At 61.6% G+C, this 21991-nt stretch carries 20 protein-coding genes; 10 read left to right on the forward strand and 10 right to left on the reverse strand.

What is annotated here, in order from left to right; genetic code table 11:
- Positions 1 to 15: 15 nt before the first annotated feature.
- On the reverse strand, positions 16 to 1362 hold the full coding sequence (locus tag PWJ82_RS03010) for a hypothetical protein (protein ID WP_274735268.1): 1347 nt from the start codon (positions 1360 to 1362) through the stop codon (positions 16 to 18).
- Positions 1363 to 1531: 169 nt separating this feature from the next.
- On the opposite strand from PWJ82_RS03010, the gene ubiE reads away from it, so the two are divergent.
- From ubiE to secA, 3 genes are all read left to right on the forward strand, one after another.
- A complete protein-coding gene (ubiE, locus tag PWJ82_RS03015; protein ID WP_274735270.1) occupies positions 1532 to 2236 on the forward strand; it encodes a bifunctional demethylmenaquinone methyltransferase/2-methoxy-6-polyprenyl-1,4-benzoquinol methylase UbiE in 705 nt (234 codons plus the stop codon).
- 50 nt (positions 2237 to 2286) lie between these two features.
- Entirely contained in the window at positions 2287 to 3291 is a 1005-nt protein-coding gene (locus tag PWJ82_RS03020) for a polyprenyl synthetase family protein (RefSeq protein WP_274735271.1), read from the forward strand.
- 135 nt (positions 3292 to 3426) lie between these two features.
- Positions 3427 to 6381 carry a preprotein translocase subunit SecA gene (gene secA / locus PWJ82_RS03025; protein WP_274735272.1) on the forward strand — a complete coding sequence of 985 codons (2955 nt, stop codon included), beginning with the start codon at positions 3427 to 3429 and terminating at the stop codon, positions 6379 to 6381.
- A gap of 123 nt (positions 6382 to 6504) precedes the next feature.
- Here the strand turns inward: secA and PWJ82_RS03030 are convergent, their stop codons facing one another.
- Both PWJ82_RS03030 and PWJ82_RS03035 read right to left on the reverse strand, forming a co-directional pair.
- A complete protein-coding gene (locus tag PWJ82_RS03030; protein WP_274735274.1) occupies positions 6505 to 7494 on the reverse strand; it encodes an Rv3235 family protein in 990 nt (329 codons plus the stop codon).
- 98 nt (positions 7495 to 7592) lie between these two features.
- On the reverse strand, positions 7593 to 8573 hold the full coding sequence (locus PWJ82_RS03035) for a LysM peptidoglycan-binding domain-containing protein (RefSeq protein WP_274735276.1): 981 nt from the start codon (positions 8571 to 8573) through the stop codon (positions 7593 to 7595).
- Between the two features lie 373 nt (positions 8574 to 8946).
- Between PWJ82_RS03035 and PWJ82_RS03040 the strand changes: the two genes are divergently transcribed.
- From PWJ82_RS03040 to PWJ82_RS03050, 3 genes are read left to right on the forward strand one after another with little or no spacing between them, the layout of a single operon-like run.
- Entirely contained in the window at positions 8947 to 9525 is a 579-nt protein-coding gene (locus tag PWJ82_RS03040; RefSeq protein WP_274735277.1) for a hypothetical protein, read from the forward strand.
- Positions 9522 to 10406 carry a hypothetical protein gene (locus PWJ82_RS03045; RefSeq protein ID WP_274735278.1) on the forward strand — a complete coding sequence of 295 codons (885 nt, stop codon included), beginning with the start codon at positions 9522 to 9524 and terminating at the stop codon, positions 10404 to 10406. The genes PWJ82_RS03040 and PWJ82_RS03045 overlap by 4 nt, the downstream gene beginning before the upstream one ends.
- Before the next feature lie 9 nt (positions 10407 to 10415).
- The gene (locus PWJ82_RS03050) at positions 10416 to 10937 is read left to right on the forward strand and encodes a DUF6912 family protein (RefSeq protein WP_274735280.1); all 522 of its coding nucleotides are present in this window, start codon (positions 10416 to 10418) and stop codon (positions 10935 to 10937) included.
- A 102-nt stretch (positions 10938 to 11039) separates the two neighbouring features.
- On the opposite strand, the gene PWJ82_RS03055 is transcribed toward PWJ82_RS03050, so the two are convergent.
- Genes PWJ82_RS03055 through PWJ82_RS03085 form a run of 7 tightly spaced genes read right to left on the reverse strand, consistent with a single transcriptional unit; the run spans position 11040 to position 19724 of the window.
- Complete coding sequence (locus tag PWJ82_RS03055) at positions 11040 to 14114, reverse strand: AAA family ATPase (protein WP_274735281.1); 3075 nt, start codon at positions 14112 to 14114, stop codon at positions 11040 to 11042.
- 6 nt (positions 14115 to 14120) lie between these two features.
- On the reverse strand, positions 14121 to 15386 hold the full coding sequence (locus PWJ82_RS03060; protein WP_274735282.1) for an exonuclease SbcCD subunit D: 1266 nt from the start codon (positions 15384 to 15386) through the stop codon (positions 14121 to 14123).
- 35 nt (positions 15387 to 15421) lie between these two features.
- Positions 15422 to 15982 carry a phosphoribosyltransferase gene (locus tag PWJ82_RS03065; protein WP_274735284.1) on the reverse strand — a complete coding sequence of 187 codons (561 nt, stop codon included), beginning with the start codon at positions 15980 to 15982 and terminating at the stop codon, positions 15422 to 15424.
- Positions 15983 to 15996: 14 nt separating this feature from the next.
- Entirely contained in the window at positions 15997 to 16830 is an 834-nt protein-coding gene (locus PWJ82_RS03070; protein ID WP_274732408.1) for an inositol monophosphatase family protein, read from the reverse strand.
- Positions 16831 to 17859: a ribosome small subunit-dependent GTPase A gene (gene rsgA, locus PWJ82_RS03075; RefSeq protein WP_274735286.1), complete on the reverse strand. Its 1029-nt coding sequence runs from the start codon at positions 17857 to 17859 to the stop codon at positions 16831 to 16833.
- Positions 17856 to 19220 carry a 3-phosphoshikimate 1-carboxyvinyltransferase gene (aroA, locus tag PWJ82_RS03080; RefSeq protein ID WP_274735287.1) on the reverse strand — a complete coding sequence of 455 codons (1365 nt, stop codon included), beginning with the start codon at positions 19218 to 19220 and terminating at the stop codon, positions 17856 to 17858. Before aroA ends, rsgA begins: the two co-directional genes overlap by 4 nt.
- Entirely contained in the window at positions 19221 to 19724 is a 504-nt protein-coding gene (locus tag PWJ82_RS03085; RefSeq protein ID WP_274735289.1) for a DoxX family protein, read from the reverse strand.
- A gap of 89 nt (positions 19725 to 19813) precedes the next feature.
- On the opposite strand from PWJ82_RS03085, the gene PWJ82_RS03090 reads away from it, so the two are divergent.
- The 4 genes from PWJ82_RS03090 (at position 19814) to PWJ82_RS03100 (ending at position 21876) form a co-directional block, all read left to right on the forward strand.
- Positions 19814 to 20425 carry a sigma-70 family RNA polymerase sigma factor gene (locus tag PWJ82_RS03090; protein ID WP_126135779.1) on the forward strand — a complete coding sequence of 204 codons (612 nt, stop codon included), beginning with the start codon at positions 19814 to 19816 and terminating at the stop codon, positions 20423 to 20425.
- Positions 20422 to 20751: a mycothiol system anti-sigma-R factor gene (rsrA, locus tag PWJ82_RS03095; RefSeq protein ID WP_026429087.1), complete on the forward strand. Its 330-nt coding sequence runs from the start codon at positions 20422 to 20424 to the stop codon at positions 20749 to 20751. Before PWJ82_RS03090 ends, rsrA begins: the two co-directional genes overlap by 4 nt.
- Before the next feature lie 145 nt (positions 20752 to 20896).
- Positions 20897 to 20971 (forward strand): 50S ribosomal protein bL37, encoded by a 75-nt coding sequence (locus PWJ82_RS09550; protein ID WP_096334972.1) that lies wholly within the window; start codon positions 20897 to 20899, stop codon positions 20969 to 20971.
- A gap of 332 nt (positions 20972 to 21303) precedes the next feature.
- Positions 21304 to 21876, forward strand: coding sequence for an MIT C-terminal domain-containing protein (locus PWJ82_RS03100; protein ID WP_274735291.1), 573 nt, complete (start codon positions 21304 to 21306; stop codon positions 21874 to 21876).
- Positions 21877 to 21991: the final 115 nt, after the last annotated feature.

Genomic DNA, 21991 nt, shown 5'->3' on the forward strand with positions numbered 1-21991 from the left:
CCTCACCGCGAGGGATTACGCGGGATACTCCGGGTGTAAAGCCACGCCGTCCGGGGCTCCGGGCACGGAAGGATGATGTGGGATATCCGAGGCGTGCGGGGTGAGGTACCCCGTCGCCATCGTTTCGGGCGGGAGGGTGCGGAACAATCGCGAGAAAGCTTCCACCACGAGGCCCAGGCCGATCCCGATGAAAATGAGGTACCAGTGCAGGTCGTAACTGGCACTGGCCAGTTCCATTCCCTGCGCTGTCATCTTGGCCGAACCGCGGGCGATACCCCAGATAACCGCGGTGGTTGCCCCGAATCCGAAAGGCATCACCGTCCAGGCAATAGCCCCGAATTCCATGCGCGGATCACGTGAACGGCCCCAGCGGTAGGCCGTCCACACCAGAGCGAGAATCATGGAGATGAGCGCGATGATGGCGGGCACGGTAGCCAGGTGTTCCCAGAGCAGTAGCGTGGTATCACCCTGGGCATTCGGGCCCATTCCCAAGCCGGTGGCATCATACATCGCAGCGAAGGAGGCACCCACCGCCCCGAACATGGTCACAACTCCGGTGGTGAGGAAGAAGGGGAAGGCCACGAGGAGCCACTCGATACTCGCGTCCTGGCGGACCATGAGGTCAATTCCAAAAGCGAGAGCGGAAATGCAGCTCACCAGGATAAAAGCGGTGAAGGCTAGGCGTACCGCGTGCGCGTAGGTGGGAATAGAGGACGCAGCCGTGAGGGTGAAACGGTTACGCGGGGTGGATTTCACCGTGGTCATGCGCCCGAAGCCCGCGGCGAAAAGTCCGAGCGGGAGGCAGGTGAGCGCCGTGAAAAGGGGGCTGGCCTGTAAAGCAAGCGGCGGAATCGGTTGGCCCATGAAGGCACCGCCCGGGCTCAGATCCACCCGCATGAACGCGGCCAGCCCGGCGCCGATTGCCGCCAGTACCCCGGCCGATACCCAGGCCGGAATCCACACCAGCAGGGTGGAATTTCGCTTGCCCCGGCCCACCCACTGGTTGAGGAAGTAGATGATGAGACCGATGAGGAGGGTGAGGGTGAGAGCCGGAACGAAGAAACTCATATCAAAAAGACTCGGTTCCGCCACTACTCGCGCGGTGCCGCCCAGGGCTAGCAGCAAAGTAAGGGCCGCCCACTTCGGGGCGGTGAGTACTTCGGCGAGGTTCACCCCGCCCATATCGAGACCGCTCATGCCGCGCAAGCCGAGCCAGGCGAAGAAAAGCGTGATAAGGAAGGTGACCACCACCGCGATCACGGGGCTCAACAGAGCCACAATCCAGGTACGGGCGCCAAAATCGCGGCGCACATCGGCCAGCAGAGGCGGGGTCATCGCTGGCATGGGCGTGGGCAGGGACATAACGACTCCTCGATTCGTGACTTCTTTTTCAGTCTAGTCCCGACCTGACGGAAAATGGCCGGTTTGAAGTCCCTCGGGGCGTCCGTCGAAGCCGGGGATTTCCCGCGGATGTACACCCGGCCGGGATTCCACTCTTGCCAAATGCGCCCAAGCTGGTTGAATAGAGGGCATGTCTGCACGTGCACAACTCAGCAAAGATCCGCGCGCCGTCGCCGGGATGTTCGACCAGGTCGCCCCGCGCTACGACCTGAGCAATGACCTCCTCAGTTTCGGGCAGGTGCGGTTGTGGCGCCGCTACGTCACCGAAGCTCTGCGCATCGAGGAGGGGATGGAGATCCTCGACCTGGCCTGCGGAACCGGTACCTCCACCGAGCATTTTGCCCGGGTGGGGGCGCGTGTGGTGGGCGCCGATTTTTCGGATGGGATGCTCGAGGTTGCGCGCCTGCGCCATCCTGATCTGCGTTTTGTGCAGGCCGATGCCTGCGATCTTCCCTTCGCGAATAATACGTTCGACGCCGTGACTATTTCCTACGGCCTCCGTAATATTCACGATCCCCAGCGCGCCCTTGAAGAAATGGCTCGCGTGACGCGCCCGGGTGGGCACGTGGTTATTGCGGAATTTTCCACGCCGTCCTGCGCGCCTTTCCGCGCCCTCTATCACGGCTATCTGCGCCACGTGCTCCCGCGGGTGGCGGCCCTGGCCTCCTCGGATGGTCCGGCCTACGCCTATCTCATGGAGTCGATTATTGACTGGCCTGATCAACGCACTCTGGCCGGCTGGCTGCACGAAGCCGGGTGGCGCGACGTTGAATACCGTAATATGTGCAACGGGATCGTTGCGCTGCACCGCGCTACCCTGCCGGCGGCGCACTGAGGCACCGGGCCGCGGACCGGCGCACTATCGGAAAGCTAGGATTGGCTATCGTGAAAGACCTGACTGTCGAAGAGCTACTCACCCGCGTGGGGGAGCGGCTCGGCGTCGTCGAAAAAAAGCTGGACGCGGCCACGCATTTTGGTGACCTGCGCGTGGACCCGATCACCACGTATCTTGCCGAGGCGGGCGGAAAGCGGATGCGGCCGGCCTTGGCGTTGCTCTGCGGGTATCTGGGCCCGGAGCCGGAATCCGAGCGGGTCGAGCACGTGGCGGTGGCAATGGAGCTCACGCATCTGGCCTCGCTTTACCACGATGACGTTATGGATGAAGCTCCGCTGCGGCGCGGGGTTCCGGCCGCGCATCGCAATTACGGTAATTCCGCGGCGATTATGGCCGGAGATATTCTATTTTCGCGCGCTTCGTCCATGATGGCGGACCTGGGAGCGCGGGCGGTTAAGGATTACGCGGAAACCTTCCGGCGCCTGTGTACCGGGCAGCTGCTGGAAACCGTGGGGCGCACGCACGGAGTGTCCCCACGGGCGCACTACCTGGAGGTTCTTGCCGGGAAAACCGGGTCGCTTATTGCCGCCTCAGCACGTGAAGGCGTTTTTGCCGCGGCCGGGAACCGGGAGACCGAGTACGCCCCAGTTGCTGCTCGGGTGCAAGAATTTGGCGAAAACGTGGGGATCGCCTTCCAGATCGCCGATGACTATATCGATGTTGTTTCCGAAGAAACCGGTAAAGAACAGGGCACGGACCTGCGCGAATCGGTGGATACCATGCCCACTATTTTGTTGCGGGAACGCGCCGCCGCGGGGGGATTGGACGACGACGGCCGAGCGATCTTGGCGGAATTGGACCGCGGAGAGCTTGCCGGGCAGCGCCTTGATACCGTGCTCGAAGCTTTGCGGAATCATTCGGTTATGGAAGAAACCCGGGTGCTCGCCGAGGAATGGGCGGCGCGGGCCGTGGCGGCTATCGCTGACCTGGAGAACACGGCGGTACGGGAAGCTCTAACGCAATATGCCCGCTCGGTGGTGGACCGTACGGTCTAGGCGGCCGGCTTTGCCGAGCTGGTGAAAAACTGAGCGTAATGAAGAACGCAAAGCTAATGGTGAAAGAGGTGGGGCGGGGCGCGCTTCTACCCCGTACAATTGCATCCGTATGCCCACGGTAAGGAGCTCGACGAAGTGGCACGCTTGATTGATCGTATCCTTCGCGCCGGCGAAGGCCGCACGCTGAAGAAGCTGAAGAACATCACCGCGCAGGTCAATGCGCTCGAAAGTGATATCTCGGCGATGAGTGATGAGGAGTTGCGCGCGCAAACCGATAGCTTCAAGGAGCGCCTGAAAGAGGGAGAAACCCTCGATGCCATTCTCCCCGAAGCTTTTGCCACGGTGCGCGAAGCTGCGGTGCGGACTATCGGCCAGCGTCCCTATGACGTACAGGTTATGGGCGGGGCGGCCCTCCACCTGGGCAATATTGCCGAAATGAAAACCGGTGAAGGTAAAACGCTTGTGGCAACTATGCCCGCCTACCTCAATTCGCTCACCGGTGAAGGCGTGCACGTAGTCACGGTTAATGATTACCTTGCCTCCTATCAGTCGGAACTCATGGGGCGTGTCTACCGTTTCCTCGGGGTAACCACCGGCTGTATTCTCACCGGGCAAACTCCCGAACAGCGCCGCGAGCAATACAATGCGGATATCACCTACGGAACCAATAACGAATTTGGTTTCGATTATCTGCGTGACAATATGGCCTGGCGTACCAGTGAGCTGGTGCAGCGTGGGCATAATTTCGTCATCGTTGACGAAGTTGACTCCATTCTTATTGACGAAGCGCGCACCCCGCTGATTATTTCCGGCCCGGCCGAAGGTGATGCCAATAAGTGGTATCGCGAATTCGCGCGCTTGGTGCTGCGGATGCGGCGCGATACCGATTACGAAGTAGATGAGAAGAAGCGCACCGTGGGTGTGCTCGAAGCGGGAATTGACAAGGTGGAAGATGCCCTGGGTATCGATAACCTGTATGAATCCCTCAATACTCCGCTCATCGGCTACCTGAATAATGCAATTAAGGCCAAGGAGCTTTTCGAACGGGACCGCGATTACGTGGTGCTCAACGGCGAAGTGCTTATCGTGGACGAACACACCGGGCGCGTGCTGCCCGGGCGGCGTTATAACGAAGGCATGCACCAGGCGATTGAAGCGAAGGAAGGCGTGGAGATCAAGGCAGAGAACCAGACTCTGGCCACGATCACCCTCCAGAACTATTTCCGCCTGTACAACAAGCTTTCGGGCATGACGGGTACGGCAGAAACCGAAGCCGAGGAATTCGCCTCGACGTATAAGCTCGGCGTCGTCCCTATTCCCACGAATAAGCCGATGATCCGCAAGGACGAACAGGATCTTATTTATCCCACGCGCGCTGCCAAGCTGCGCGCGGTTGTGGAAGATATTGTGGAGCGCCACGAAAAAGGCCAGCCTGTCCTGGTAGGTACCGCCTCGGTGGAAGCTTCTGAAGAGCTCTCCGATTTGCTCGCGCGCGAAGGCATTCAACATCAGGTTCTCAACGCGAAGCAGCACGAACGGGAAGCGCGCGTGGTGGCCGAAGCCGGGCGTAAGGGTGCGGTCACGGTGGCCACCAATATGGCCGGTCGCGGTACCGACATTATGCTAGGTGGCAACCCCGAACACCGCGCGGTGGATGCGCTCGCGGCCCGGGGGTTGGACCCGGAAGAAACTCCGGAGGAATACGAGGCTGCCTGGCCGGAAGAACTGGCGCGCCAGCAGGAGGCCGTCAAGGCCGAACACGAAGAAGTGGCCGAATTGGGCGGCCTGTACGTGCTCGGTTCGGAGCGGCACGAATCCCGGCGTATTGATAACCAGCTGCGCGGGCGTAGTGGCCGCCAGGGCGATCCGGGTGAATCCCGCTTCTATCTTTCCCTGGAAGATGACTTGCTGCGCCTGTGGGGCCAGGGTATGGCCGGGCGGATGCTCAGCTACGCCATGGACGACGATGCTCCTATCGAAACGAAGCAGATGTCGAAGAACGTTTCGCGGGCTCAAACCGAAAATGAGGCGCGGAACGCGGAAATGCGTAAGAACGTCCTCAAGTACGACGACGTTATGAACGACCAGCGTACCGTGGTGTACACCGAGCGGCGTTCCATCCTCGAGGGTGAGAATATGGAGTCCATGGTGCAGGGCTTCCTCGACTTCGTGGTGGATGACGTGGTCAGTGCTCACACCGCCGATGATAATGAGGAAGCGTGGGATCTTTCCGCGCTGTGGACGGACCTCAAGGGCTACTACACTCCCGGTTTCACCGCGGAGGAATACCTCGATGAGATCGGGGGGCCTTCCCAGCTGGATCGTACCGCGCTTAAGCGTGAACTCACCGATGATATTCACGCCCATTACGAGGAGCGCGAAGCGGAAGTCGGCGAGGAAAATATGCGCGAACTGGAACGCCAGATCGTGCTGTCCGTGCTGGATCGCAAGTGGCGCGAGCACCTCTACGAAATGGATTACCTCAAGGAAGGTATCGGCTTGCGCGCCATGGCGCAGCGTGATCCGCTCGTTGAATACAAGGACGAGGGCTACCGCATGTTCCAGGCGATGAACGACAATATCATGTCGGAAACCGTCCGGTACCTCTTCAAGTTCGAGCTTCCTTCCGAACGTGCAGCGCGTCTGGAAGCTGAAGCCCAGGCGAGTGGCCCGGTGACTGTTGCGGGGAATACCGCGGCGGGCATGGCCGGCCCGGGGGTGGCGATTCACACCAGCGGGGCGGGGAGTGCTCAGCAGGTGGCCGCTTCCCAGCAGGCTCTGCGTGCTGCCCAGGAGCAGCAGCGCCAGCTGCTAGCGGAAAAGCAGCGTGCTTTGCAGGCCGCGGTGGGTGAGGGTGCTGAAGGTGCGTCCGGCCAGCGCGTGACCGCGGAGTCGCTCGGGATTAAGCAGCCGAAGCGCCAGCAGAACGTTTCGTATTCCTCGGCGGCGAAGGACGGCTCCGGGGAGACGGAAACTACCGGCTCGCGCGGCAGTTCGCGCGGCGGTCGAGGCCGTGCGGGGGGTGCCGGTGGCGGTAACCGGGCGCAGCGCCGCGCCGCGGCGAAGCAGAATAAGAAGCGGCGCCGCTAGGCGGTAAGCCGTTAGCGGCAGACATACGGGGTGCCGGCCGGTCACGTGCGTGATAGTTACGTGACCGGCCGGCGCTTATGTTTAATAGGTCCGGGCTCGCGTTCTTTTATCCTTACGTTCCGTTTACCCAATTTCAAGTGCGACGACGATCCATCTTCCCCGGAGGAATTCCAAGCGCATCGCAACTGCATGGTTTCGCTCGCCCGAAGATACGCAGGCGATCACCTCGGCTACGCGCGGGCGCGGATGCGTTATTTTGAGCGTGGAAATCCGCAGATCCCCGGGCCAGGGCGCTTTCCCCTTAATGCGCATAGCCAGGCCGGCCCGGCGCACCAGCGCCGCGAAAACCTCCGGGACAAGGTGTGGGCGCACATATCCGGGAGCGCGGTGGCCCAACAGTACCTCAAAGGAATAGGTAATTATTCCGGCGGCGAAGCGGTGCGGTGCTCGGATTCCGGGCGGAAGCGGGTCATCGAGGGTGGCCATGTCCTCACGCCAAATATCCCGGTAGGGTGTGGCCGATAGTGCGAGCCGGTTCCATTGGTGCAGTTCGGACTCGCTCGGCGCGGTCTCGAGGTTAGTGGCGCTGTGACCGCTATCGATGATCTCAATGTCATCGGTAGGTCCGCTGGTATCGGCACGCACAATATCATTTCCGGGTGACATCCCATCGGTGGGATCCGCGTCGGTGGCGGCTTGTGCATCGAGAAGGTCACCGGAGATTATCTGGGGCTCGTCGGCGGTCGGCGGCGGGTTCTCCGCTACGCAGGTGTTTTCCTCGTGGGGCGCGCGCGAGAAAGGCGGGTGGCGGGTGACCGCCCGGTATTGCGTTACTTCCGCGAGTTGCACCTGATCGAAAGAGGCGACAATGTCATCAGTCTCTGGTTGCGCATAGACGGGAGGTGGTGCAGGTGGGAGCCGAGATACCCGAATTGTTTCCGCTTCCTCCGCCTCGTGGCGGGAACCCGAACGCGACTGGCCTTCCGATGCGACGTCCTCAGGAGGTGGCAGATCCTGACCCGCAGCACTGGATATGGGTGACGGCTCGGGGTGCGGGGGCTCCGTCGTTTCGGTAGCACCGGGGGTATTTTCGGTATGTGGGGCAGTGGACATATCGTCTCCTTGAGAGCGTGGGATAGGGGATATGCCTCGGTGACCGAGGCAAGCTGGATTGGTGGTAAAGCTGGATGCGGGGTGACAAGGCGTTTCTTTTATTCGCGCGTGGACGGAAGAATGAAGTGCTCGCCAGGATAAATAAGGTCGCTATTCTCGATGGTATTTGCCGTGGTGATGGCGTGTACGTAGCTGAGGATATCCGCATCGCTCGCGCCCGCACCGAGGTCAGTAGCGGCGATATCCCAGAGAGTGTCCCCGGGCTGAACAATATAGGCCGGCGCAGGTGCTGTCCGTGGCCCTTCGGGAGGTTGAAGTTCCGGGGTGAAGATAGGGGCGGCTAGATCTGAAATATCGGTTGTAGAGAGGGTGGGCGTGCTCGGCGTTGGTGAACGTGGCGATTCGGCGAGAACGCTACCCGGATTGTCCGCTTGGTCAAGGTGAGCCGGTTCAGCCAGGCGATCCAAGGAGGTTGAGGGGGAAGAATTGGTGGCAACATTGCTAGGTGCACCCGGTTCCATCGCTTCGCCTGGCTCACCTGGTTCATGAGGGGCGGTCGAAGGAGACGTAGCGGATGGTATAGGTGGGTGCAGATAGTAACTACCTTCCGCATCTCGATATGAGATATCACCGAGCAATTCATCAGGGTTTACACGGAAAAGCCGGGTGGGATCTGGCCTGGGCGGAGACGACGAGGTGAGAAGAGCAGAATAATCACCGCCCCAGCCAATATCAATAACGCTACTAGAATCTGGCTCTGCTGCCCATGCTCCGGGTACGGCCACCAGCGTCGTGGCGAGGGTGCTGGTGAGAGCCGCGTGGAAACGGCGTCCGCCGATGCGGCGGGCGAGGCGGGTGACGGCGTCGTCCTTCCCGCGTGCAAAACGCGCAACCGCGCAATAGCAGAGGGTGAGCCGCGCGCACGCCAGGCACGCAACGATGCATACGCCCACGGTGAGAATCCCGGTGAGCTGGGCGACGCTCCCGGGCGGGGTATACGGGCGGGCCGTCGCCGCCGCGAAAAATGCGGACGCGAGCCCCGCGAGCGCCGATAACAGCGCTTTGATCGTTGCCGACATCGTGAACCTCTTCGATGGGGTTACCGGTCAGGATCGAAAACCTCGCGCTCCGCTCGTGATGAAGAACGGGTGGCACGCGGTTCTCACCGTGGTGGTATGACTAAATGTCCCGTGTGGCTCAACTATTAATCAGCCGGGTATACCCGGCATTCTTTGTCTGTGGATAACTCATATAAGAAACGGCACGGATGAGGTCGATATCCACAAGCTGTGGATGGGGGCTTGGTGAGTTAGGTGCTACCTGCCACACTGTCACCACGGCACGAGCGAGTTCGACCGGAGCCGTGGTGGCAGTTATGTCCGGCCATCCCCCACTTGCTCCCGGTCACGAGTATTCGCGGTCAATCGCGGGCAATCGGATAAGGATGGGCAGATGCGTGAGAAAACATGGGCGCGGTGGAAAGATCCGCGCCTGGCAGGTGGGGTGGCACTGATTGCTGCCGGTGCGCTCGCGGGGGCGTACGTGCTGCGCGGTCCGGTTACTGTCCCTGTTTATCGGGCGACCGAGGCGGTGGTTCCCGGTACGTCGCTAGATCAGGCTGGGCTCACGGTGGTGGAACTGCCGGCAGGGCTTGCTGATGCCTATATCCGTGCAGGTCACGTGGGTACGGTAGGGCGCACGATTTATCCGGGTGAATTCGTGGAAAAGTCGGCTTTGCGCATGTCGGGGGAGCGGGTGGTGGCGGTGTTACCCCTCAGCGGCGCGCTGCCCACCGCCTTGGCGCGCGGAGCGCCGGTCCAGCTGTGGGCACTTCCCGCCGCGGGTGGCAGCGGCGAAAAAGCTCCCGCCCGGCTGATTTCCCGGGAGGTCATTTTCGCGGGAACGGCTAGTGATACACATTTCGTGGGCGCAGCGGCGATGGAAGTTCATATCCCGCGTGCTGAGCTGGGTGTGGCGCTGGAGGAACTCGCGGCGGGGGCTTCGTTCACGCTGGTAGGTGAAGTGCAATGAGCGCGAACCCCGAACGCGGTTTCCTGGTTGTGATGTGGGGGAGCGCGGGGGCACCGGGGCGTTCTACCTTGGCGCGTGACCTTGCCTGGGTGCTAAGCGAGCAGCACACCGTGCTGCTGGTTGATGCGGATACCCGCAACCCGTCTTTGGCTCAGCTTGTCGATCTGGGTGAGGAACCTTCCGGGCTTATCGGGGTGGCTCGGGCACTGCATAGCGGCGATGCTATCGAGAAGCAGCTTCCGCGTTATATGCGGCAATTGCGTGGCGGGCCACGCGGCACCTTGCAGTTCCTCCCCGGTCTTAACCGCGGCGGGCGCTGGCGTGAACTAACCGGGCCCGGTATGGGCGGCCTCTGGGATACGCTCCGGTCCATCGCGGAGATCACCATTGCCGATTGCGCCGCGGAACTTCCCGTTTTTCTTGACGATGCAGTTGTGCACACGGGTGGAGTCTCCGTTCCTCATCAGCACAACCAGCTAGGGCAGCGCAACTACCAGAGGGCGGATGCGGAGGATGAGGGGGAGCGTGATAGCTTGACTCTCAGTGCCCTCCTCGCTGCGGATCTCGTTGTGGTGGCCTGCCGTGCCGGACCGGTGGGTTTGCGCCGTGGAGTGGAAGCGTGGTGGCGGGCCCGGGCGCTGGGCCGTGCGGCCGTGCCGGTGGTCACCCGTGCCGGCCTGGAAGATCGCCTTGCTTTTGCCGCGCTCGCGGAGGAAGCGATACCCGCCGTGGTGGGGGTGCGTGACGACGCCGCCCGTTACGCACGGGCCGAACGGGCTGGCATGAGCGTGGTGGCTTTAGCCCCTCGCAGTGGGGCGAGTCGGGATGTGCGGCGGCTGGCGCGCGCCGTTCTGGCCTATCGGGGTGTGGACGGTGAGTAGACTGGGCGCATGAGAATTTATCTTCCGGCTACTCCTGCCGATGTGGCGATGTCCGTGCTTTCCGGGCGTGTGGTGCACGCGGCCACGGAGGCTCTGGCGCGTGAAGTGAATGATGAGGATCGTGACTATCTCGAGGCGATTGCTTTCAATGCGGCCGCGGATGATTCTTTGCGTGCTGTTGCGGCATTGTTCGCCGGGAAGGCCGATCCTCGGTTCGGGGTAGTGCTGCCGGAGCGAGGTGGCTTGCGTCCGCGCCGGGTGGTGATTGCCGCTGAGGTGGCACCCGAGAAATGCCGGGATCTTGCCCAGCCGGAAGAGTATTTGCCCACTGCTCTGGAGCTTTCCGAAGAGCTCTCCTGGGATGATGTGGTCTCCATTCATGTGGACGGGGCGGACATGGAAGCGTACGTATTGGCAGGGCCTGATGACGAGGCAGCTTTTGAGGTGCTCGCCGAGGAGGACTTGCTCTGGTATGACGTTTCCGAGCGCCTTGAATTAGCCTTCGAACTGGGAGCTGCGGTGCAGGCTTAGAGACCGCTACGCGCTTGGTGTTGATTCTCGCCCGGGCCGATCCGCGAGGGTTGCGCCGTGCCGGTCGGGTGAGGCTGAGCAGTACAGCGGGCGACAGCCGCTTTAGGCAGTCACGCGGATATGTGAGGTGCCGTCGGCCCGCGGGATAACGGAGATGCGCTCGCTGATCATCTGTTTCATTTCGGAGACGTGCGAGACAACGCCCACGGTGCGCCCGTTTTTTCCTAGGCCGTGCAGCACCCCCATGACCTGGTCGAGTGCTCCGTCGGAAAGTGAACCGAAACCTTCGTCAATGAGGAGGGTGTCAAGGTGGATCCCACCGTTTTCCGCGCGCACCACTTCCGCTAAGGCAAGCGCCAGGGAGATAGATACATAGAATGTTTCCCCTCCCGAAAGTGTGCGAACGGAGCGCTGGACCGGTTCGGGGCCGGCGTGGTCAATAACAGCCAGCCCGAGACCGGTTTTCGACTGGTGACTGCCTTTCTCCTTTTCGTCCGTTCGGATGAGTTCGAAACGCCCGAGGGAAATATCTGTGAGCTGCTCATTAGCGACTTCAACAACTTGCTCGAAACGGTGTTGTAGCACGAAGGTTTCCAGGGGCACTTTCGTTACTGATTCGGGACCTGCGGTAGCTAAGGAAGCTAAACGTACAACCGCCCCGGATTGTTCACGCACCGCCCGCCACGCTTGTAGATCCCGCTGGGCGGTATATAGGCGTTCCCGCCCGGATCGGGCCTGGTTCTCCGCCCGGGTGGCGTGCGCCCGCGCTTCTTGAGCAGCGCGGCGTGCCAGTGCACTGGCTTCTTCCGCCCCTGTGACATCAGCCCGGGCATCTTCAGGAAGCTCAGCGAGCTCCGGTTCGGCAAGTTCACGCTTCACATCGCGGCATTCCTCATCAAAAGCGGTGATGGAATCCTGGAGGTGTGCCTCGTCCGCCCCGTTGAGCAGGGCAGCGTTCGCAGATTCCGCATCCGCGAATTCAGTGCCGGCCAGAGCCGCCGTGAGTTCTTTTCCGCGGGTTTGTTCATCTTCACGCGCAGCGAGTACCCCGCTGGCGGCAGTGTTCCAGGCATCTTGGGCTTCACGCAGGTCATCGAGAGCCGCGCGGCGCGCCGCGATAGAAGCAAAGCCGGCGTATTCTGCGCTGAGGCGCGCGAGTTGCTCGCTGATATCACGAGCATGGGCGGTGCTGGCAGCCTCTAAATGCGCCACGTCGCTACGTAATTGTTCCAAGGATGTTTCCCGCGAACTAGTTTGTTCGGCAAGCTGCGCGATCCGCTGCTCCAAGTCGAGAACGCGCAATGCCGCCTGTTGTGCCGTATTCAAGTCAGTGCGGGCGGCAGCTAATTCCGCAGTGGCTACTTCGGTAGTGACATCCCCCGCGATGGCACGTTGTTCCGTAAGCTGGGCTTTTATTTTCTCCAGGTGTGCTAGGCAGGTACTGTACTTTTCCCGGGCGGCGGAGGCTGCTTCTTGGGAGATTTTCACCTGCGCGGCGGTGGCGCGAACAGCTTCCGGGGGAGCGGGAGCCGGGTGGGTGCATGACCCGCACACCGGGCAGGGCTCGTTCTCACGTAGCTGCCCCGCTAATTCACCGGCGGTGGACTGTACCCACGCATCGGTGATTTCCCGGGCGTTACTTTCCGTTTCCTGGACCTGGCTGAGGGCATCTGCCAGCGCGGCACGAGCTTCTGCTTCCGCGTTTTCACTGGCGGCCACCCGCTCCAATACTTCGAGGAGGCCCGTGGCGCTGTGTACCCGCTGCGCGGCCGCGGGCTCACCACTGGCGATGGTGCGGGCCGTATCTAACTTGCCCTCCACATCCTCGCGTTCAGCTGCGGCAATAGCAGCTTCATCGCGTAGCTTTTCCATCGCGCTACGGCGCTCGGCAAGCTGTTCGGTAGCGCGGGCAGCTTCCTGTTGTTTGCGCTCTACCTCATGTTCCGCGCGCTCCAATTCGGTCAAGCGCCCGCTGGCTTCGCTTAGCTCCGTGACCGCACGTCGCCCGGATTCCACCCCGGCAGGGGTGATATCAGTAATGGGGTTAGCAACCCGCCCTGTGCTCGCGCCCAATTTCGCGAAAGTAGCAACGAGGTGGGCCTGAGCTTCTGCGCAGGCATCGGCGCAATTACGGCTTTCTTGGCGAGCCCGTGCCAACGCGTGAATATGCGGGAGTAGCGGGGTAGCGGCGCGGTGGGCCGCGAGGCGAGCACGATCCGCGGCGATCGCATCTTTGCGTTCGCCGAGTTGGCCTGCCCGGGCGCGCAGCTCCGTGCGGCGTTCGATGCGGCTAGCCAGGGTGCGCTGCGCGTTTTCGTGCTCCTGTGCCTTCTCAAATACGTTTTCTGCTTCTTCGGCCCGGGCGAGCGCATCGTTAGCACGTTTCGCGGCAGTGGCGAGAGCTTGCTCTAGGCCAGCGACCACCTCTTCACCTTCGGCTGGTAAATCCACGCCTTGAGCGGCGGCGGTAAGAGATTCACTTTCTTCAGGTGGCAGTTCCAAGGCGGTCGCGGTATTCGAGATGGCCCGCACGAAGGTTTCCTGAGCGCCCGCAATAGCACCGCGCGCTGCGCGGGCGTGATCCGTGAGCCACTGGGTAACAGAACCAAAAACCCGGGTATCGAAAATCTGGGTGAGAAGCCTGGTGCGTTCTTGGCTTTCTAGCCGTAGAAATTCAGCGAATTTCCCCTGCGGGAGCACGATAGTTTGCAAGAATTGTTCCGCATTGAGGCCGAGAAGATTGCTGATATACACCCCGACATCGCGAGCTTTGGTCGCGATCGGGGAGCCGCCATCTATATCTCCGAGGTCCACTGCGGCTTCGGAGAGCTTCCACAATTTCGCGGTGGCGGCGGTGGGGGAGGAATTACCCGGCTTGGTAAAGCTAGGGGTGCGCCGCACCCGGAACGTACCCGCTTCGATGGTGAAAATAACGTCCGCGTAGCTGGTGGTGGAGGGATCAACATGCGTGGAACGCAGGCGCTCGGTTGAACTTTCTTTCCCACCGGCTACCGTACCGAAAAGCCCGAAAACAACGGCGTCAATAATGGTTGATTTGCCAGCTCCCGTGGGCCCTTCCACCAGGAAAAGTCCGGATGCTCCCAGGGCATCAAAATCAATGACTTCCCGCCCCGCGAAGGAGCCGATACCCTGAAGTTCTAAGCGGCGCAGCTGCATGAGCCTTTACTCCTTTTCCCCGGTGCGAACGGCTTCCCATGCCGTTACCATGACATGATCTTCTTCCTCCGTGAGATCCCGGTGCCCGCTTTCTGTCATGAATTGGCGCAACACGCTCAAAGCATCAAGCCGCCGGGTATCTGCCGTGCTGTGGCGGGTAGCGGCCGGATCCACCACGTGGCGAATTTCCAAAGCGTGCGGGAAAGCGGCCCGTACCCGGGTGGTCAGATCTGCCGGGCGGGCTGGATCGGTCACGAGAATGCGCGCGAATTTGCTCCGATCATCATGGTGTGCCGGGCTGAGCACCTCAGTTAGCGGCGCTTCGATAGTGACGATGGGGCGCCATACCGGAGCGGGAATGAGCTCTTCTTCCACTAACACTCCGCCTTCAAAAGTGAGAAGAACAGAAGATTTAGGCCGGGTTTCTGAGAACGAAAAAGCGATGGGTGAACCCGAGTAGCGCATAGGAGGCAGCTCGCTCATGCCAGAAGTACCCGGCTCTGGCGCGCCACCTACCCGCTGCGGAGAATGTAAATGACCGAGAGCCACGTAGCTGAGGCCCCGGGTAGCGCGTTCCCCCGCACCATCCAGGGCGAAAAGCGAGGCGGGAACAACTTCTACCCCGCCCACCGAAATATCGCGTTCGGATTCACTGGCCGCCCCGCCGGCAACGAAGGCATGTGCCATAACGATACGGGCCAATGGCTGGCCGGCGTGCGGGCCGTGCTGGATATCCGCGGCAATACGCCCCACGGCTGCGCGCATCACCGCGGCGTGCGAGCGCTCTAGCAACTTTGCACCATCAGAATCGCCCGAATCATCCACACCGGCGTGAGCATCACCGCCCGCCAGGCGGCGCCGTTCCACATCAGGATCCAAATAGGGAACGGGGTAGACCAGCGCTCCGAGCTTCCCGGCACGGTCCCGCACCTCTACCGGCTGAGCGCAGCGCAGCGGATCGGTGCGAATAACAATACGCTCCTGGAAAAGTTCCGCACCGAAGCCCAGGCGCTGGGGGGAATCATGGTTCCCGGAGATCAAAATGACGGTGGTGAGCTGCGCGAGCCGGCGCAGGGTGCGCGAAAAAAGCTCAACCATGGGAGCGGGTGGAACGCTGCGATCATAGACATCCCCGCTAATAAGGAGGGCATCCACCTCGCGTTCCCGCACGGTATCCACCACGTGATCCACCCACAGCTCAAAGGCGGGAGTGAGATCCGCCCGGTGCAGGGTGCGCCCGAGATGCCAATCGGAGGTGTGCAAGAACTTCATGGCTTCAGCCTACTGCGGGGCTACGACAAAAATTTTTAGGCTTCCGCCTGACCCCCGTTGACCGGGTCCTTATCCGACCACGGGAAAGCAATCCACGAATCGGTATGCAAATAGGCATAGTCGGGTTTGAGTACCGAGCGTGACTTTTCGTAGAGGACCGCCACTCGAATCTCCGTAGCGTACTCTTCGCAGAGTTCCTTGACGAAGCGGAGGGTACGCCCCGAGTCAGCGACGTCGTCGACAATTAAAACCTTTTTGCCCGCCATTCCACGCACGTCACCGGAAGGTTCCACCAGGCGCGGATCTTTAAGCGTGACGCCGATACCGGTGTAAAACTCGACGTTGAGGACGAGCATACTCTTGAGGTCCAAAGCGTAGGCAATTGCGCCGGCGGGAAGCAGTCCGCCGCGGGCCACGCTCACGATAATTTCGGGCCGGTAGCCGGAATCCCAGATGTCGCGGGCGAGTTCGCGGGTGACTTCGCCGAACCGCTCCCAGGTAAGAACTTCGCGCGCGGGCGCGGGCGCGCTGATGGGCGCGCTGGCGGGAAGGCCCTCGTTCTCGATTAACGGCTCGGCCTTATCACTGCGTCCCACAGTTCCTCCTTCGGCTAGTTCCGGTTATCCGGGCGCGTCTCTTCCCCGCTGCCCGGTTGCATATGTGTCTCATTAATAATTGCTTGGGCGGCCGTGTGCAACTTTCCATTGGTCACCAGCGCACTTCCCCACCACGGGCCCGGCTTGCCCTCCAGCGAGGTGAAGGTTCCCCCGGCCTCTTCCACGATCGGCACCAGCGCAGCCATATCGTAAACATCCAGGCCCGGCTGCGCGGCAATATCAAAAGCACCCTCGGCAAGTAGCATATAGGGCCAGAAGGCCCCGTAGGCACGGGTACCCCAGGTGGCGCGGGCAAAGGCGACAAGGGTATCCATGCGTCCCGTTTCGTCCCAGCTCGAGAGGGAAGAAAAACCAAAAGCAGCCCGGTCCATTCGATCAATATCGGAGACGCGCAGGCGCTGGGGTTCGCCCCCGTTTTCGCTCAGCCACGCCCCGTTTCCACGGCTCGCCCACCAGCGCCTCCCGAGCGCCGGAGCCGATGCCATACCGGCCACCATCTGCCCATTTTCCTCGACACCGATGAGAGTGGCCCACACCGGGTTGTGACGCACGTAGTTGCGGGTGCCGTCAATCGGGTCAATAATCCAACGCCGCGGAGCGTGCTCGAGGCTGCCGCCTTCTTCTTCCCCGTAGACGGCGTCCCCGGGAAAATCTCGCTCCAGATACTCGCGGATGAGCCGTTCGGCGGCCCGATCTGCGTCGGATACCGGCGAATTATCAGGCTTCGTATCCACGGTGAGACGGCGGCGTTCATAACGTTCCAGGGTAAGGGCGTCCACGGCATCCGCAACGGTGTGCAGAAAGGCGATGGTGGCGCTGGTATCCATTTATTTCTCCCATTCTTCAAAGCCGCGCGAGGCGAGCACACGGCGTAAGGAACTCACTCGCTCGCGCAGGCGTGGATCGGTGAGGCTATCGAGGGTACATTCGGGTTCGGTGGCTGCATGGCTGCATCCGCGTGGACATTCCAGCGCGGTTTCTTCCAGGTCGGGGAAGCCGTGGAGGATGTCGGTGGCGTCCAAGTGGGCCAACCCGAAGCTGCGCACCCCGGGCGTATCGATAAGCTGCCCACCACCGGGTAGCGGAAAGGCGATAGCGGAGGTGGAGGTGTGGCGGCCTTTTCCGGTCACCTCATTGACGTGCCCGGTTTCGCGCGCCGCGGCGGGCACCAGCGCATTGAGAAGAGTGGATTTACCCACCCCTGAATGGCCCACGAGCACCGTGGTCCGCCCGCGCAGCGCCGCGCGCACTGCTTCCAAGCCCGAGTCCGTTGTAGGTTCCCCGGCCGCGGGAGTTGCGTCGTCGTACCCTAAAGCTGTTGCAAGAACCGGTACCCCGAGCGGTTCGTAATACGCGCGCAAGGCGTCCGGGCGCGCCAGATCCGCTTTGGTGAGGATGAGTAGCGGATCCATACCGGCATCGTGCGCGGCCACCAGGCAGCGGTCAATCATGCCGCGTCGCGGTTCGGGTTGCGCGAGCGCCGCCACGATCGCCATCTGGTCCGCGTTCGCCACGATGGTGCGTTCGCGTTCGTTTCCTTCGTCCGTGGAACGCGTGAGTTGTGAGCTGCGTTCTTCGATAAAAACGATGCGAGCCAGAGTGTCCTTGCGTCCGGACAGGTCACCGGTTAGGCGTACTTTATCTCCAACGACGACGGCGCCCCGGCCCAATTCCCGCGCCTTGACCGCTATGACGCGGGTGCCCTCGTTCATGAGCACGGTGTAGCGCCCGCGGTCAATGGTGATGACCTGGCCGCGGGGCCGGTCGGAGTAATCGGGCCGAATCTTCGTGCGCGGCCGCGAACCTTTTCCGGGTCGCACCCGCACGCGCGGATCGTCGGTGCCGATATCTCTCATCGGCCCACCAGGTCTGTCCACATGTGGGCGAAACGCGGCATGGTTTTCCCGGTGGTGGCAATATTTTCCACCCGCAGCCCGGGGATGCGCAGGCCGAGGATCGCACCGAAAGTTGCCATGCGGTGATCCTCGTAGCTGCGGATAACCGGATATTCGGCCCCCGCTTCACCCACCGCGCCCGGCACCGCTGGAGGGGTGATGATAATGTCATCGCCTTCTTCGCGGGCGAGGATTCCCACGCCGCTCAGCTCCGCGGTGATCGCGGCCAGGCGGTTGGTTTCATGCCCGCGCAACTGCCCGATATTACGCAGCGCACTCGGGCCGGTGGCGAAGGCCGCCACCGCGGCAATTGTGGGCGTGAGTTCCCCAACATCACTGAGATCGGCATCGAGCGGGGCAATATTTCGCGGCCCTGTCAGCTCGAGGACGCCGTCGCCGCGCAGGCGGGTACGCGCTCCCATGGCCGTGAAAATATCGACGATCTGCGCTCCGGGTTGGGTGGTGCGTTCCGGCCAGCGCGGAATATCCACGGTTCCGCCCGTGACCATGGCGGCGGCCAGGAAGGGGGAGGCGTTGGAGAGATCCGGTTCCAGCACCACTGTTCCCAGCTGCGGGATGCCCGGATGCACATGCCATTCCACCGCCGGGTGTTCGCGATCCGCGGGTGCCCCGCCGGCCGCGAATTCTTCGACCTGAATGCCGGCCTGGCGCAGTACATCCACCGTCATGGCCAGGTGGAAAGCGGAAGGAACCTTGGGCCCGACCGAACGCAATACCAGCCCGCCTGCGCAGCGCGGGCCGGCCAGCAGCAGTGCGGAAATAAATTGCGAGGAGGCGGAGGAATCAATCTCCACCGTTCCTCCGGCCAGATGCCCCCGACCGTGCACCCGCACCGGGAGAACTGCCCGCCCGGCGCTATCGCTAGCGGCATCAACTTCCACTCCCAGATCACGCAGGGCCCGCACCACCGGGTCCATGGGGCGCACGCGGGCGGCGGCGTCGCCATCAATAACAACCTCACCACGCGCGAAAGCGGCCAGTGGTGGCACGAAACGCATGACCGTTCCGGCGAGTCCCGCGTCAATGGTGGCTCCGTGGAGGGGAGCGGGGGAGATATCGAGAATATCCTCAGCTTCGGTCGCGCCGCGCTGCCAGGCTACCCCTACGCCCATGCTCGCTAGGGCGCGGGCCATGAGCTCGGTATCGCGGGCGCGCAGGGGTGCCACGATCCGCCCCGCCGTGCCGGGTTGCCCCAGCGCGGCGGTGATGAGGAAACGTGCCATAAGCGATTTGGACCCGGGAACGTCCACGCTGCCGCGAACGGGGGACGGGTGGAACGGTGCTGGCCACAGGTCAGTCATTTAGGAACGCTTTGCCTCTCTGATTTGTTCGCGTGCTTGTGCCCGCACATCCGCGAGCTCATTGCGCTGATCGCGCCATTCGGAAACACGGTACCCCAGGGAGGGCTTGCCCTTGCGATCCGTCCACGCCAGCGCGGCGCCGCCGGCCAGTCCGAGCGCACCGAGCAGCCCGCCCAGCACCTCGCGGCGTTCGCTCTTCTCCGCCGTCCAGACCGGGTGATTGGCCAAGGCCACCGGGATTTGGGTGAGAGCGAGAGCCGCTCCGGATAGACGCTGGAATTTGCCGATGGAGAGGAAAGCCCCACCGATAAGCTGGACGGCACCCAGCGCGCGGGTGAGAGTGGTGGTGTCAACGGATTCAAGATCAACCCCGGCCATTCCGGCCAAGCCGGCGATGTTCTCCGCCCGTTCCTGGTGGTCCTCGGGGTGGCGTACCGCGGATAACCCCTGTGCAATAAAGGGCGCGGCGAGCAGGGGCCGCGCGAAGAAGCGAATCATACCCATACCTATATTGTTACACTAAATCGGGGAATATACCCGCGTTTTCCGGGCGTTATACCCATGTCGGTCCAGCAGACGGACTAGGCTAGATCATGATGAGCACAGACCTAATAAGAAGCGCCCCCGATGAAACCGCCGCCGAACGCGCCGCGCGGTTCGAGCGGGATGCGCTTCCGTATCTCGACCAGTTATACGGTGCCGCGATGCGCCTCACGCGCAATCCTGCCGACGCTGAAGATTTGGTTCAGGAGGCCTACGCCAAAGCATTCTCGGCCTTCCACCAGTATCGGCCGGGCACGAATTTGAAGGCGTGGCTCTACCGCATCCTCAATAACACCTTTATTTCTAATTACCGCAAGGCGCAGCGCCAGCCCAAGCAGGCTGACTCCTCGGAGGTGGAGGATTGGCAGGAATACCGGGCTGCTTCGCATGCATCTTCGGGGATGATGTCCGCGGAGGCGGAGGCCCTGGAGAACCTGCCACAATCGGAAATTCGCGATGCGCTGAGCGCGCTGCCGGAGGACCGCCGCATGGCTGTCTACCTGGCGGATATTGAAGGCTTCTCCTACCAGGAGATCGCGGACATCATGGAAACACCGATTGGAACGGTGATGTCCCGTCTGCATCGCGGGCGTAAGCAGCTGCGAGAATTGCTCGCGGATTACGCGCGTGAACTCGGCTATGGGAAGAAGGAGAAGAAGTGAGCGGTGAGGATAGGTTGCAGCGCGGGGTAGAAGACTCGTTCCGGAACCGCGGGATTGAATTGGATAGCGCGGCGGGGGAGTGTTCCTGCCGGGATATTACTGATTATCTTTTCGAGTATCTGGATCACCAGCTTTCCGCGGTGCAAAGCGAACGTTTGCAGGCCCATATTTCGGGGTGCTCGCGGTGTACGGAACGTGCGGAAGCGGAAACCCACGTGCGCGATATTTTGCGAGCCTCGTGCCGGGAGGTCGCGCCAGCGACGCTGCGGGTGCGGATCGCCCAGCAGATTTCGGTGTACCGGCGCACGACCCGCGATTTCGGGTAGTGCGCGTTACGCTTCGCGCGGATGCCGCGCCGGTTCGGGTATTTTCGCCACATTGTGCCGGTTTTATTTACCTGACCGGCAGCCCTTGGTAAGCTAATGTGGTTGCTCGTTTACGAGCTGAGAAAACGTGACGTGAGGAGAGAACATGAGCCAGCGTGGTCGTAAGCGCAAGGATCGCCGCAAGAAGAAGGCGAACCACGGCAAGCGCCCCAATTCCTAAAGTGGGGTGCTCGCTGTTGCGAGAAGTGTAGAGGGTCCGGTTTCCGGGCCCTTTATTTTTTACGACGACGCCGTTAGTTGGCGGAGTGGGCTTCGGCGGGGTACGCCGCCGCTCAACTCGATCCAAGATTCCATCAGAATAATCCCAATAGCCACATGAGTACCAGCGGGGAGGGGGCATGTTTTCACAGCTGTACTGCGATTGTTTTACAGGTGCAGTACACCTCGGAAAACAAACCCCCGAGCCGGCGGGGTATATCCCTCTGGCGAATGCCACGGGTGGGATCAGCCACCTCTACGGAGAGCGCGCGGCTAGTCATCTATATTTTTCTTATGGGAAAGCATGTACTGGAAGCAGATGAGGATCATGGCGGTCAAGAATCTTTGCATTGGCATGGCCGCGGTCGGCACCGTGTCGCGCTTCCGGGCTATCGCTTCTTTGAGGAGGGACAAACTGGTGTCTCTTTTGAGACGTTGTTTGCAACCCATTTGCGTGGATGTGCGAACATCGAATTGCATGACCCGTTCATCAGCCATTCGTATCAGGGGCGTAACCTCGTCGAACTAATGGCGGTTGTGGCCCTCGTGAAAAATCCCGAAAAGCGATGCCGCTTTCGGCTGCATACACTTACGACAAAAAAGGTGGAGTACCACGGTGGTCGGGTTAAAATGTTCGAGAAGATCGCGAAAAATGCCGCGGCCCAGGGTATTGACTTCGAGGTGATTTTCGATCCGGACGCTCACGACCGCTGGTTGCGTACCGACACCGGCTGGATCATTTTCCTAGGGCGTGGTATCGACATCTTCCATAACTTCGAGGGTGGTGCTTACGCCTTCCCTAGCGCGCGCCAAGAGTTTAGGCGGGTACGCGCCTTTAGTATTTCCTATGTTCGGAAGAATCAGTAGGGGCAGCCAGTTTCCGTGTGGTAGCACTGCTTGGATTTCTCATATCCTGAAAACTCGCCGCGCTACTGTGCCATCCCTACTACTATGTGATGCATACAAGCGGTGCGAACGTGCC

This window comes from Actinotignum schaalii, from assembly GCF_028864145.1.
GTDB lineage: Bacteria > Actinomycetota > Actinomycetes > Actinomycetales > Actinomycetaceae > Actinotignum > Actinotignum schaalii_B.

Coding starts and splice junctions, on each gene's coding strand:
- PWJ82_RS03010 (WP_274735268.1), bottom strand. CDS start 1,362: ATGTCCCTGCCCACGCCCATGCCAGCGATGACCCCGCCTCTGCTGGCC.
- ubiE (WP_274735270.1), top strand. CDS start 1,532: ATGTCTGCACGTGCACAACTCAGCAAAGATCCGCGCGCCGTCGCCGGG.
- PWJ82_RS03030 (WP_274735274.1), bottom strand. CDS start 7,494: ATGTCCACTGCCCCACATACCGAAAATACCCCCGGTGCTACCGAAACG.
- PWJ82_RS03035 (WP_274735276.1), bottom strand. CDS start 8,573: ATGTCGGCAACGATCAAAGCGCTGTTATCGGCGCTCGCGGGGCTCGCG.
- PWJ82_RS03040 (WP_274735277.1), top strand. CDS start 8,947: ATGCGTGAGAAAACATGGGCGCGGTGGAAAGATCCGCGCCTGGCAGGT.
- PWJ82_RS03045 (WP_274735278.1), top strand. CDS start 9,522: ATGAGCGCGAACCCCGAACGCGGTTTCCTGGTTGTGATGTGGGGGAGC.
- PWJ82_RS03050 (WP_274735280.1), top strand. CDS start 10,416: ATGAGAATTTATCTTCCGGCTACTCCTGCCGATGTGGCGATGTCCGTG.
- PWJ82_RS03055 (WP_274735281.1), bottom strand. CDS start 14,114: ATGCAGCTGCGCCGCTTAGAACTTCAGGGTATCGGCTCCTTCGCGGGG.
- PWJ82_RS03060 (WP_274735282.1), bottom strand. CDS start 15,386: ATGAAGTTCTTGCACACCTCCGATTGGCATCTCGGGCGCACCCTGCAC.
- PWJ82_RS03070 (WP_274732408.1), bottom strand. CDS start 16,830: ATGGATACCAGCGCCACCATCGCCTTTCTGCACACCGTTGCGGATGCC.
- rsgA (WP_274735286.1), bottom strand. CDS start 17,859: ATGAGAGATATCGGCACCGACGATCCGCGCGTGCGGGTGCGACCCGGA.
- aroA (WP_274735287.1), bottom strand. CDS start 19,220: ATGACTGACCTGTGGCCAGCACCGTTCCACCCGTCCCCCGTTCGCGGC.
- PWJ82_RS03085 (WP_274735289.1), bottom strand. CDS start 19,724: ATGGGTATGATTCGCTTCTTCGCGCGGCCCCTGCTCGCCGCGCCCTTT.
- PWJ82_RS03090 (WP_126135779.1), top strand. CDS start 19,814: ATGATGAGCACAGACCTAATAAGAAGCGCCCCCGATGAAACCGCCGCC.
- PWJ82_RS03100 (WP_274735291.1), top strand. CDS start 21,304: ATGGGAAAGCATGTACTGGAAGCAGATGAGGATCATGGCGGTCAAGAA.